Here is a 13,115-nt window from a genome sequence, read left to right as displayed (position 1 = left end):
CCGGAGTCCTGTCAGTGACGAATATCGGCAACAAATTTTTGCGCACGGGGATGTTGTGGTTGGTGGAAAAAAAGTTCTGGTTTGGCACGTTCAATAATTTCGCCCCGATCCATAAAGATGACGCGGTCGGCAACCTCGCGGGCAAATCCCATCTCATGGGTCACACACACCATGGTCATACCCTCTTTGCCGAGCTGCTTCATCACCTGTAATACTTCGCCTACCATTTCCGGATCGAGAGCGCTGGTTGGTTCATCAAACAGCATGACCGGCGGCTTCATTGCCAGCGCACGGGCAATCGCCACTCGCTGCTGCTGTCCCCCAGATAGCTGATGTGGATAAGCCTGCAATTTCGCGGCAAGACCAACCTTCTCCAGCAACGCAGTGGAGACTTCATCGGCTTCGGCCTTACTGCTCTTTCTTACCCGCCGCTGGGCAAGGGTAACGTTTTGTAATACCGTCAGATTGGGAAACAGATTGAACTGCTGGAAAACAAAACCGATATTGCTGCGAAACTGATTCAAATCGACGCTATCGTCACGGCTGTCCACACCGTTGACCAGGATTCTGCCGTTCTGGATCTCTTCCAGACGATTGATAGTACGGATTAAGGTTGATTTGCCCGATCCCGAGGGGCCGCAGACCACTACCACTTCACCTTTTGCCACCTGTTCACTGACGCCATTCAGGACTTTATGCGGGCCATACCATTTTTCGACATTTTCAAGTTTTAACATCTCAGCTCCCTACAGCTTAATCTGACGCTTGCGTTGAATAACCTGTTCCAGTTTCCCGACCAGTTGCGTCAATGAAAAACAGACGATGAAATAGATAATTGCCAACACCCCAAACACCTGCAGCGGTTTGGTCAGTTCCAGGGTATTAATCTGATAAGCCGAGTAAGTTAATTCGGCAACACCGATCACATAACCCAGCGAGGTGTTTTTAATCAGATTAATAAACTGATTAAGGATGCTGGGGATCATGGTAAATAACGCCTGCGGCAGAATAATTTCCAGCATAGTGCGAGAATAACTAATCCCCAGCGTGCGGGCCGCTTCAATCTGTCCGCGCGGAACCGAAATAATCCCGGCCCGGACAATTTCGCCGAGAAATGCCATCTCATAAATAATCAAAGCCACAATCAACGTTTTGACGCCGGAAATTGAGTGCCCGGAGATTAATGGCACGGCAAAATAGGACCAGAATACTAACATCAGCACGGGCAGACCACGAATCACACTGGTAAAAAAAGTGACCGGCAGGTAAATAATTTTAAATTTACTGGTGCGCGCAATACCAATAAATATCGCCAGCGGGAAGGCGCAAAGCAGGCCGGCAGCGGCGATAAACAGAGTTAAAACCAGCCCCCCTAACGGACCATCCGGATAATTGCCTATCAGAATCAGATCACGATAGCTGATAATAATGTCTAACATATCGCTCATCTTATCGGCTCCCGGCGCGGAAAATAAAACGGTCATAAGCAGACCCGATGCTGACAATCAGCAGCGAACCCGTCAGATAGATCGCCGAGACAATAGCGAAAGCCTCGAAAGTCCTGAATGTCTCATTCTCAATTTGTTTCGCAGCGTAAGTGAGTTCGGCCACACTAATGGCCATCGCCAGACTGGTGGACTTATACAAGGCCAGCGACTGCCCCAGCAATGGCGGAATCGACACGCGAATCGACTGCGGCAGGATCACATCACGCATCGCCTGAGAGAAGGTCAGGCCAAGTGCGCGACAAGCCTCCATCTGTCCACTGGCAATTGAACGTAGCCCACTGCGCAGATCTTCGGACATAAACGCGGCGGTGTTCAGCGTCAGGGCGATATAAGCAAAAAAGAATTCGCTGCCATGCTGATTTACCCATTCTGACAGAGCATATGGCAGCACCGCTGACAGACCGAAATACCAGAGCAGCAGCTGAACCAGTGCCGGAACATTGCGATGATATTCCACGTAAACCACAACAAACCAGCGCAACGGGGCAATGCCACAAATACGCATTGATGCCAGCAGTAGAGCCAAAATAAAACCAGAAATCAGGCAAATAAAGAACAGGGTCAATGTGGTTTCCAGCCCCGTAATAATCCACTGCAAATACTGCCCTTGCAGTAAGGTAATAGGGTCAAAATTTATCATCAGACTCGACTCCCTGAAGCAGGTATAGCGAAAACACCGTCATGCCATCGCGTTTTTATTGCACAGCGCAGATAAATAAAAACTCACTGACAGATTAATAGATCAATCTGCGATTACAGATAAAATAACGCCGCAACCGCTGCCAGTGCGGCGTATATGCTGACATGGATTACTGGACGCTGTTTCTGACTTGTTCTATCGGTTCCAGTTTATGCTCACGTTTAATTTTATATACCGTATCCGCACCCAACCATTTATTCCAGATGGCATCCAGCTGACCATCCTGCTCCATTTTTTCCAGTGCACTATTTACCGCAGCGAGAAACTCAGGCTCATTCTTTCTGATCCCCAATGCATTTGGCTCCCAGCTAATCGCCTGATCGATAAAGGCATACTTTCCTTTACCGGCCTGCAGATAACGCATACCTGAAGTCTGAGCAAAAGCCTGTCCGCTGATTTTACGTTGCTCAAGCGCGAGGAAACCTGATGGGGAATCATGGTAGGTCACTACGCCAATGGCCGGGAAAGATTTACGTAGCCAGTATTCAGAAGTGGATCCGGAAGTCATCCCCACACGTTTACCATCGAGATCGGCGAGAGTTTTATAACCTGCCGCCACCGGCACCAGCACTTTTAACGGTACCTGGAAATGCGAAGAGGAAAAATCGATCTGCTTTTCGCGTTCTTTGGTATAGCCCATCGCCGCTGAAAGAATATCGACCCGACCAATCTGTAGTTCAGGAATACGGGCTTCTACCGACAGGTTCTTCTGTACCATTTTGACGCCCAGCTGATCTGCCAGCCCCTGACAGACATCCACGTCAAATCCGACAATCTTACGGGTTTTCGCATCGGTAAAACCCAGAGGTTCGGTGGTGGAAAGCGTGCCGCACACCATCTCACCCCGCGCTTTAATATCCGCCAGTTGATTGGCTGATGCAGCTCCATTTACAGCAAGCAGTCCCAGCAATGAACCAGCCAGCATAAGGGCGCTGACGAGTTTTCGTTGCCGGGCAGGGATTGTTACATTTCTGGCCACTGGTAATCCTCCTGGTTTCAAAACAAGTGAGAAAGTCGTTCCTGTCAGTGCGGACAACTTCGTTAACACCCAGTCAAACGCATGTGCATTTTCATAATGGCATTATGATTTTATTAATGCACAAACAATGCCATCTTCCGGGACTCAGCAGAATGGATAGGGAAAACCCTTTATATTCAGTTAAATATAAATCTCAAACAAAATGTTATAAGCCAGTCTGCCTGACCTGAATAGCGCAGATGGCGGGGAGAAAAAGCGCTGGCGGAAAATTTTACTGCACCGTTTCAGGGAACAATGTTCCATCATGGGGAAAGTCGGCACCGGCAGAAAATGGCTATCGGTTCTGCACCACGGCAACGGGTTGTGTACAACGGGCAGGAAAGTTACTCTTATCTCCCTGCTTTATTGATATCCGGACGCCATTAGCTTATGTCTGTTGTTGCCAAAAGAAAGAACGATCCTGAAGGACTGAAAAAACGCATTATCGCCGGAGCACTGAAGGCCTTCGCGGAGTTTGGCATGCAGGGTGCGCGCCTCGAACAGATTGCGGAACATGCCGACACCACCAAACGCATGGTGGTCTACCACTTTGGCAATAAAGAAAACCTCTATATCACGGTGCTGGAACTGGTGTATCAGCAGATTCGCCAGCATGAAACCGGGCTGAATCTCTCGGCGCTGCCCCCACAGGAAGCGATGATTAAACTGGTTGAAGAGAGCTTTAATTATCACGCCACCCATGCCGACTTTATCCGCCTGGTATGCAGTGAGAATCTGCTGCGCGGCCGCTATATCAGCCAGTCGGCGCGGATTCAGGCACTGAATAAAAGTGCGCTGGATGTGCTTGATGATATTCTGACGCGCGGACGCGCTGCCGGCCTGTTCAGCGATGAGGTGGAAACCATTGATGTACACCGTCTGATCAGCAGCATTTGCGTCCATCATGTCTCGAATCGCTACACCTTCAGTACCCTGTTTAATCGCGATAGCAATGAAGACCAGAGCGCCGCACGTAACCGTCGGTTAGCCGTCACCGCGACGCTACGTTATATCCGTCGCCAGTAACTCACTGGCGCGACCGGCATTTATGCTGCCCCGCTCACAGTTATCATCTGACAGCCACTAATCCCTTTGACTTTTATAGCCAGCAAAATATACAAGTAGTCACAGGCGTGTAACTGGTAATCCAGGCAAGACCTGAAGCGATCCTTTAAACAAAGGAGGGCTTCAGGTCTTTTTTTTTGGGGACAGGAGAGTCGTAATATGAATTACATTAAAACGGCCCAGGATATTGTTGACCTGGTGGGCGGCGTTAACAATATCGACCATATTGAACACTGTTCTACCCGACTGCGTTTGAGTCTCCATGATAATCAGCGGGTTGATCAATCGGCACTGGAAAAAGTGCCGGGGGTGTTGGGCGTCAGAATTAACGCCCAGTGCCAGGTGATTATTGGCAGCGAAGTGGTTGAGGTATACGAGGCGGTCAGAGCGCTGGCGCAGGAACGCCAGTCAGGGAACCGGCCCGCCGCCGCCCCGGCCTCGCGCGTCGCCCTGGTGATTGATTTTATTATTAGCGTGTTTCAGCCACTGGTGCCGGCGATTGCCGGTGGCGGCGTACTGAAATCCCTGCTGCTCTTGCTCGATTTAGTCGGCTGGTTAAGTCGCAGTAGTTCCACCTATAAAGTGCTGGATAATATCGGTTCGGCACCGCTCTATTTTTTGCCGATTCTGGTGGCGATTACCACCGCGACAAAATTAAAAGTTAATATTCTGGTCGCGGTCTCTGCGGTATCGGTGATGGTCTTACCGGCGATGGCGAAACAACTGGCTGAAGGCGCGCAGTTTCTCTCACTCGATCTGCAGAATGTCGCCTACGCCTCGCAGGTATTCCCGGCGATTATGTGCGTGATTTTCTACGCGCAAACTGAAAAGCTGTTTAACCGCTTCACTCCCGGCGCACTGCGTATTTTCCTTTCGCCAATGCTCTCTTTGCTGGTAACCGTGCCGATCACCCTGCTGTTCCTCGGCCCCTTAGGTTATGAAGTGGGATCGGGTCTGGCGACGGTGATCCTCTGGCTGTACAGCAAATTAGGTTTTGTCGCAACCGCCCTGCTGGCTGGCGTATTGCCGTTTATGGTGGCTTCCGGCATGCATAAACCGATGATCCCATATGTGGTGTCATCGATGGGGCAATTTGGTCGCGAACTGTTATATCTGCCCGCCTCACTGGCGCACAATATTGCCGAAGCGGGAACCTGTCTGGCTATTGCTCTGAAGAGCAAAGACAAGGTAGTAAAATCGACGGCCATCTCTGCCGGTATCTCTGCGCTGTGCGGTATTACCGAACCCGCGCTGTACGGCATTACCTTACTCAATAAAAAGGCACTGTATAGCGTGATTGCCGGCAGTATGGTCGGCGGCGCATTTATCGGCTGGATGGCGGTGGAAGCCTATGTGCTGGTAGGGCCAGGCCTGGCCAGTATTTCAATGTTTGTTTCGCCGGAGAATAAATGGAACATCATTTACGCTTTCGCCGGCGCCGGGCTGGCGTTTGTCGTCTCCTTTCTCGCCACCCTGCTGTTCTGGCATGAAGCACAGCCCCTCGCCAGCGGCGAACTGCCGGCGGTCGGTAATCAGTTCCGCTTTAACAGTCCGGTGGAAGGTCAGGTCATTCCGCTGGAACAGGTGAATGATGAAGTCTTTTCACGCCGCATTATGGGTGACGGTATCGCCATCCGCCCGTTGAAAGGCGCGCTCTATGCGCCGGCAGACGGCACCATCAGCAACGTGTTTGAAACCGGCCACGCGGTCAGCATGCTGACCGACAGCGGCGTTGAGCTTATTTTCCACATCGGGATCGATACCATCAAACTGAACGGCCAGGGCTTTCACCCCCTGGTCAGCGCCGATCAACCGGTAAAAACGGGCGATCTGCTGGTTGAGTTTGACCTTGATGCGATTATTGCCGCGGGCTATGACCCGGTTGTGATGATGATCATCACCAACGGTGAGCGCTTTAGTCTGCAGTCCGAAACACCTGACATTAATATCAACAATCATAGCTACATTATGACCTTAAAGGAGTCTGTATGATGGATAACAACACCGCGTTTCCGCATGGCTTTCTGTGGGGTGGCGCTATCGCCGCCAATCAGGCTGAAGGCGCATGGAATCTGGACGGGAAAGGACCATCGGTCGCGGATGCGATTACCTGGAAACCCAATTTGGATCTGACTAACTATGACGGTCATATGGCGCTGACGGATGAAAATATTGCCGATGCGCTGAAGGGTAAAAATGATGCGCGCTATCCGAAGCGCCGTGGCATCGATTTCTATCATCGCTATAAAGAAGATCTGGCGCTGTTTGGCGAAATGGGCTGTAAAGTGCTGCGCGTCTCAATTGCCTGGTCACGCATCTTCCCCACTGGTGAAGATGCCCAACCGAATGAAGCCGGACTGCAGTTTTATGAGGATCTGTTCCGTGAGATGCGGAAACAGAAGATTGAGCCACTGGTGACGCTATCGCATTATGAAATGCCGCTGGTGCTGAGTGAAAAATATAACGGCTGGGTGCATCGCAATGTGGTTGATGCCTTTGTCCGTTATAGCAAAGTCTGCTTTGAACGCTACAAGGATCTGGTGCGTTACTGGCTTACCTTTAATGAAATCGACAGCATCCATCGCCACCCTTTTACCACCGCCGGTATTCGTCATGAAAAAAGTGCGCCGGGGAAAGAGGTAGAGGACGTTTATCAGGGTCTGCATCATCAGTTTGTCGCTTCGGCGCTGGCTACCCGCGACTGTCATCATATTATTCCTGATAGCCAGGTTGGCTGTATGCTGACTAAGCTGACAACTTACCCGCGTACCTGTCATCCGTCAGATGTCGAGGCGACGCTGAAGAAAAATCTGGAAAACTATTTCTACGCCGATGTGCAGGTGTTCGGTAGCTATCCGCCGCTGATCAAACGCGATCTTCAGTTACGCGGCATTCAGATTGAGATGCAGCCAGACGACCTGGAGATCCTGCGCCAGCATACCGTAGACTTCGTCTCATTCAGTTACTATATGTCGCTGACCGAATCCACCCAAAGCGATATGGAACGTACTGCGGGAAACACCATTCTCGGGGTGAAAAACCCGTACCTGCCAGCTTCCGAATGGGGATGGCAAATTGACCCGGTGGGGCTGAAAATCTCTCTGCTGGAGCTGTACGATCGTTATCAGAAGCCGCTGTTTATTGTCGAGAACGGTCTTGGCGCAAAAGATACCGTGGTGGCGGGTAAAATCCACGACGGCTACCGGATTGACTACTTCCGCTCACATTTCGAGCAGATGCGGGCGGCGATTTATGAAGGGGTCGAGCTGATGGGCTTTACCAGTTGGGGGGCGATTGATCTGATCAGCGCCGGTACCTCACAAATGTCGAAACGCTATGGTTTTATCTATGTCGATCAGGATGATGAAGGCAATGGTACGCTTAACCGCCTGAGAAAAGATTCGTTTTACTGGTATCAAAAGGTCATCGCCAGCAATGGCAGCGACCTTGCCTGATCGTTAACAGCAGCCGCAGGGAACAAACGTGATTAAAGTGAATAAATCGCTGAATAACAGCATGCTACTGGTGGACCATGATCAGCAGCAGATGATTCTGTTCGGCAAAGGGATTGGCTTTGGCACCAAACCGGGTACCCTGGTAGACGTTGCCGATGTGGAACAGGTGTTTATTCCGCTGGACAAGTTAAAGTCGCGACACTTTCTTTCACTGACAGATACCATCCCTGCGGCTTTTTTTGACCTAACCCATGACATTATTACCCTGGCGCAACGCCAGTACGTTGAGCAACTGAACTCGGTGCTGTTTTTTACCCTGGCAGAGCACCTGTTCTACGCCGTTGAACGCAGTAAAAACGGCCAGAACTTTGCCAATAAATTAAGCTGGGAGATCAGGCGCTACTACCAGCGGGAATACCAGCTGGGGGTACAGGCAAAAGAGATGACCTGCGCACGCTTTGCCGTGACGTTACCGGAGGATGAGGCGGTAAATATCGCCTTTCATTTGATTAATGCCTGCGGAGATATGGAGAGCAGCGACGCCCATCAGCAGGTGCAACTGGTCAACCGTATCGCCGAAATTGTACGCTACAAGCTCAATAAGAATATCGATATTAACTCGATTAACTACAGCCGCTTTATTACCCATTTGCGCTATTTTGCCGAAAGGGTAACCAGCCAGAAAATTGTGGCCCGCGACAGCGACGATTTTTACCAGGAACTGCTGAAATTCTATCCGCTGGCGATGTCGGTTTCCTGGGCGATCAGGGACTATATTCAGGAAAAATATCAGCTTACCCTGCCAAAAGATGAACTCACCTGGCTAACCATTCATATCAGTCGCCTTGCCGACAGCCATGATACTGAGAACAGTCACGACTAAAATCCTCCCCCACCGGCGGCATTTCTCCGGCGGTGGCAGGGTGTGGCTATCATGCCGCGAATAGCACGCCCCGGCGACGATGTGCCCGGCACCTCTCCAGCCAGATTTGGCTATCAATTATCGCGTCACTGCCCCCTGGTTTGACACCTTTGGCATCTCCCCGCAGGTTCATCATTCGCGGGGAAGCATGTGCCATAGTCTACGCTTTACAAAGCGGTGGATTTTACCATCACCGTCTCAGGAATGCTCGTTGCGGGCAGTTCACAGACCAGTTAAAAGGCAAGCCGTAGTGAAACAAGACAACGAATACTTCCCGTTAAGAAACCCTCAATCGGTCGACAGTGACAGCAGTATCTGGAACTGGGCGCAGAACGCGCGGTTGGGTGAGCGTAGCAGGTTGCGCCGCCCGGCCAGTGAAGCCGAGCTGCAATCGCTGATTGCCAGTCATCCGGGCAAAATCCGCGTACTTGGCAGTCGCCTTGCCGCTGGCCGGATGCTAAAAGCTGACGATAATGACGACCTGCTGCTGGATCTCAGCCGGCTCTCCGGCCTGCTGTCAACCACGGAGAGCAGCGTCACCTTTGCCGCGGCAACGCCGCTAAATGAAGTGTATCAGACGCTGACCCGGATGGGGCGGATGCTGGCCTCTTCACCGGGCGTGATCGCCATTCAGACCCTTGCCGGAGCAATGGCGACCGGTACTCATGGTCAGGGTTTGCAACAGAGCTCACTGGCGGATGAGGCAATAGCGATTCGTATGGTGCTGGCCGACGGGACGATAACAGAATTTGATCGTCAGCATCCGTGGTTTGGCGCCGTACAGGTGGCGTTAGGTTGCCTCGGGGTAGTCACGGCGGTAACGTTACATACCGTGCCTGCGCGCATCTATACCTGCTTTAAAAATGCTGTCAGCGCCAGCACACTGGAAAGCGATATTTATCACTGGAATAACGACTTTGCGCTCAGTAAAGCCTGGTGGTTTGTCGATGACGAGCAAATGCATGTCTGGTGCGCGCGGGAAGCCAGCGCTGAAGAGCAGCAGAAATATCAACTGAATCTCGGCGAACTGGTGAAACAGCCGGACAGCAATAGCTCACTTAACGATACCATTGAGCAAACGCTGGAGCATATGCATCACGACACGCAGATTCGTGGCGAAGGCGGCAGGCAGTTTAAAACCGTCACCCGCTTTAAAGATTTCTCCGATGTCACCGGCGATATCTATCAGGTGTTTTGTCGCGGCATCGCGGTCCCGCAAATCAATGTCGAAATCGGCATTCCACTGGCGCGCGCCGCCGACGTGATCGCTAAAATCAAACGCTGGTATGCACAGAATCATCCGCATATGCATTATCCCATTATTTTGCGCTGCACTGGCCCCTCTTCCGCCTGGCTTAGCCCGGCCGCGCAGCAGGCTACCTGCTTCTTTGGCTTTGTGGTGTATTACGCGGATGACGGCACCCTGTCGACAGAAGGCACACATTTTCTCAGTGAAGTGGAAAAATTGCTGGCGGCCGAAGGCGGACGCCCACACTGGGGAAAATATTATCATCAGCATCTGTATCACTGGCGTGAGTGCTATCCGCAGTGGGATGCGTTTCGTGCCGTGCGGCAGCAACTCGATCCGACGGGAAAATTCAGCAACGACTATCTTTCACAACTTTTTGACTGATTAATCTGACCAGGGGGATGCATTATGCAGGCATGGATTACACTACTGACTCAACCCGACTATCTGGCCGGTGTACAGGCACTCCATAAGTCATTACGCCAAAGTAAAACCCGCTATCCACTACTGGTGATGGTGACCGAAAATATTGCCCCGGCAACCTGCGCGCAGTTAAAAGCCGGGGGCTGCGAGGTCATTGCCGTATCGCCACTCAGTCCCCACCCTGAACTGGCCCGGCATTATGCCTCGGCCCAGTTCGCCGAAGTCTGGACCAAACTCCGCGCCTGGCAATTAACTGACTATCAGCGGCTGGTATTTCTCGATGCCGATATGCTGGTGGTGCAAAATATGGATGAGCTGATGAGCGTCGAACTGCCGGAAAATGGTATTGCCGCCTGCCATGCCTGCCGTTGTAATCCAAACCGCATTGCCACCTACCCAAAAAGCTGGGTGCCGGAAAACTGCTTCTACAGCTGGCAGGATCGTCAGCGGGCGGCGCCAGAGCAGCTGGATGCTTATTTTAATGCCGGTTTTCTGGTACTGACGCCGGACGCGGAGATATTCCGCCAGCTGGAACAGCGTATCGCCGCGATTGACGATCTCTCGCGTTACCCGTTCTCTGAGCAGGATTTGCTTAATGAGCATTTTAATCGGCGCTGGAAAGTCCTTCCCTGGATCTATAATGCGTTAAAGACGCTGTCAGTCCAGCATCCCGCAACATGGCATAGCGCGCAGGCAAAGAATATCCATTATATCCTCGCCAAGCCGTGGAACCGCGACTGGCAGAAGTCTGAGGCGGAATCTGACCCTTACTACTCACTTGACGCCCTGTGGTTACAGCTAGCCAGTCAGCCAGAGAAAGCCGGTTAAGTGTGGTAAACCAAAAAGGAAACAGTGATGCGTATTGGATTTATCGGACTTGGTTCGATGGGCCAGCCGATGGCAGAGAACCTGCAGCGGGCCCATGGCCAGCTTAGCGTCTGGAATCGTTCTGCCGCGCCGGCCGAGGCGCTGGAGAAACTCGGCGCCACCCGATGTGAATCACCGGCCGAAGCGGCGCAGTGTGACGTGTTGATCAGTATGCTGGCGGATGATGCCGTCACCCGGCAGATTATTGTCGAACACGGGGCGCTGGAGTCACTGGGCGATGGCGGCATCTGGATTAATATGGCCACGGTCTCCGTCGATTTCACCTGTCAAATGCAGGCACACGCCGCGGTAAACGGTGTCAGTTATCTTGCCGCGCCGGTATTAGGGCGTAATGATGTTGCAGCGGCCGGCAAGCTGAATATCCTCACTGCCGGAGAGAGAAGCCTGATTGCCCGCGTACAGCCGATTTTCGATATCCTCGGCCAGCAGACCTGGTATTTTGGCCATGAGGCGACACAGGCGATAACGGCAAAACTGGCGGCAAATTTTATGCTGGGCAGCGCTATTGAAGCGATGGCGGAAGCCTCCGCGCTGGTGCGCGCCCATGGCATTCCCGCCGCTGACTTTCTTACCATGCTGACCAGCACGCTATTTAATGCCCCGGCGTATAAAGGTTATGGCGAGTTGATCGCCAAAGAGCGCTACTCTCCGGCAGGGTTTAAACTGCGTTTAGGCCTGAAAGATATTCGTCTGGCACAACAGGCCGCCGAGGCGAAAAACGTACCGATGCCATTTGCCAGCGTGATCCGCGACAACAGCGTCGATGCGCTGGCGCATCATGAGGGGGATCTGGACTGGGCGGCACTGGCGAAAGTCGCCGCGCGCCGTAGCGGCCTGAAATAATCACGGATACAAGGGCGGTGATACCCTTCGGTTAACATCAATGTCACAGGCGTTTCGTTCGTCAGGCCACGAAGGTAAAAACCATCAGCAACGAGACCATTAAAGGCCCCCAATCTGTACGGGCGGGATTTATTCCGCCCGTGGGCATCCGAACCATTAAAGGCCTCCCAATCGTAGGGGCGGGATTTAGGTACAAACCGGTCACATGGGTAACACTTTAGACCGGGCACATGGGTAACAGTTATAACTGGCATAGCGGAGGAGACTCACTATGCCCTGGACTGAGACTGTTATCATGCAACGCCTCGAATTCATCCGTGCCTGCCATGCAGGCACTCATTCTTTTGCTTCCCTTTGCCGCCAGTTCGGCATCAGCCGTAAAACCGGATACAAGTGGCTTAACCGTTTTCAGCACGATGACCCCCTGTCTCTGGCTGACCGTTCCCGTGCACGTCTTACGCAGCCGCACCGCATCCCACCCGATGTCGCCCGGCAGCTCATCGACCTCAGGCTCACTCATCAGGACTGGGGGGCCAGTAAAATCCGTCAGTGGCTCCTGAACCACAACGTAAACTTTGATGTCCCGGCCGGCAGCACTGTCGGTGACCTCCTCAAACGCGAAGGCTTAATACCTGACCGTAAAAAGCGCAGACGCACACCGGGCAACGTGCAGAAGCTGACCGATATCCGTCACGTTAATCAGGTCTGGAGCGCTGACTTCAAGGGCCGCTTCCGGCTACTGGACCGCAGCTACTGCCGTCCCTTTACCCTGACCGACAACCACAGCCGCTACCTGCTGGCATGCGAGGCTGGCCAGGCGGAAAGTACGGTGTTCGTTCGCGCCTGTCTGGAAAAGGTCTTCAGGGAGTGCGGGCTGCCGGAAGTACTGCGTACGGATAACGGGGCGCCTTTCGCCGGTTCAGGCATCGCCGGACTGAGCCAGCTCAGCGTGTGGCTGATAAAGCTGGGTATCCTGCCGGAGCGCATCAGGAAAGGTCACCCGGAGCAGAACGGACGGCATGAGCGGATGCACCGTTCGCTGAA

General features: G+C 52.5%; 12 protein-coding genes. 8 read left to right on the top strand and 4 right to left on the bottom strand.

Annotation, left to right across the window (positions count from 1 at the left end):
* Nucleotides 1-11 precede the first annotated feature (11 nt).
* The 4 genes from JWF83_RS11875 to JWF83_RS11860 form a co-directional block, all read right to left on the bottom strand.
* Nucleotides 12-737: an amino acid ABC transporter ATP-binding protein gene (locus JWF83_RS11875; RefSeq protein ID WP_413650423.1), complete on the bottom strand. Its 726-nt coding sequence runs from the start codon at nt 735-737 to the stop codon at nt 12-14.
* A 9-nt stretch (nt 738-746) separates the two neighbouring features.
* Entirely contained in the window at nt 747-1,448 is a 702-nt protein-coding gene (locus JWF83_RS11870; protein ID WP_413650422.1) for an amino acid ABC transporter permease, read from the bottom strand.
* Between the two features lies 1 nt (nt 1,449).
* A complete protein-coding gene (locus JWF83_RS11865) occupies nt 1,450-2,148 on the bottom strand; it encodes an amino acid ABC transporter permease (protein WP_413650421.1) in 699 nt (232 codons plus the stop codon).
* Between the two features lie 169 nt (nt 2,149-2,317).
* Entirely contained in the window at nt 2,318-3,187 is an 870-nt protein-coding gene (locus JWF83_RS11860) for a transporter substrate-binding domain-containing protein (RefSeq protein WP_413650420.1), read from the bottom strand.
* Between the two features lie 429 nt (nt 3,188-3,616).
* Here JWF83_RS11860 and JWF83_RS11855 point away from each other — a divergent pair, with 429 nt between their 5' ends.
* The 8 genes from JWF83_RS11855 to JWF83_RS11820 form a co-directional block, all read left to right on the top strand.
* Nucleotides 3,617-4,252 carry a TetR family transcriptional regulator gene (locus tag JWF83_RS11855; RefSeq protein ID WP_413650419.1) on the top strand — a complete coding sequence of 212 codons (636 nt, stop codon included), beginning with the start codon at nt 3,617-3,619 and terminating at the stop codon, nt 4,250-4,252.
* Nucleotides 4,253-4,450: 198 nt separating this feature from the next.
* On the top strand, nt 4,451-6,283 hold the full coding sequence (locus JWF83_RS11850; RefSeq protein ID WP_413650418.1) for a beta-glucoside-specific PTS transporter subunit IIABC: 1,833 nt from the start codon (nt 4,451-4,453) through the stop codon (nt 6,281-6,283).
* Nucleotides 6,283-7,746: a glycoside hydrolase family 1 protein gene (locus JWF83_RS11845; RefSeq protein ID WP_413650471.1), complete on the top strand. Its 1,464-nt coding sequence runs from the start codon at nt 6,283-6,285 to the stop codon at nt 7,744-7,746. The genes JWF83_RS11850 and JWF83_RS11845 overlap by 1 nt, the downstream gene beginning before the upstream one ends.
* A 28-nt stretch (nt 7,747-7,774) precedes the next feature.
* Nucleotides 7,775-8,629 carry a PRD domain-containing protein gene (locus tag JWF83_RS11840; RefSeq protein ID WP_413650417.1) on the top strand — a complete coding sequence of 285 codons (855 nt, stop codon included), beginning with the start codon at nt 7,775-7,777 and terminating at the stop codon, nt 8,627-8,629.
* A gap of 289 nt (nt 8,630-8,918) precedes the next feature.
* Entirely contained in the window at nt 8,919-10,301 is a 1,383-nt protein-coding gene (locus JWF83_RS11835) for a D-arabinono-1,4-lactone oxidase (RefSeq protein ID WP_413650416.1), read from the top strand.
* Nucleotides 10,302-10,325: 24 nt separating this feature from the next.
* Nucleotides 10,326-11,168, top strand: coding sequence for a glycosyltransferase family 8 protein (locus JWF83_RS11830; protein ID WP_413650415.1), 843 nt, complete (start codon nt 10,326-10,328; stop codon nt 11,166-11,168).
* 27 nt (nt 11,169-11,195) lie between these two features.
* Nucleotides 11,196-12,071 (top strand): NAD(P)-dependent oxidoreductase, encoded by an 876-nt coding sequence (locus JWF83_RS11825; RefSeq protein ID WP_413650414.1) that lies wholly within the window; start codon nt 11,196-11,198, stop codon nt 12,069-12,071.
* A gap of 271 nt (nt 12,072-12,342) precedes the next feature.
* A partial coding sequence (locus JWF83_RS11820; protein WP_413647923.1) for a DDE-type integrase/transposase/recombinase occupies nt 12,343-13,115 on the top strand: 773 nt, incomplete at its 3' end.

This window comes from Pantoea sp. B65 (genome assembly GCF_047308185.1).
Lineage (GTDB): Bacteria > Pseudomonadota > Gammaproteobacteria > Enterobacterales > Enterobacteriaceae > Erwinia.
The sequence above is the reverse complement of the archived record's forward strand: the minus strand, read 5'-3'. Positions and strand labels throughout refer to the sequence as shown.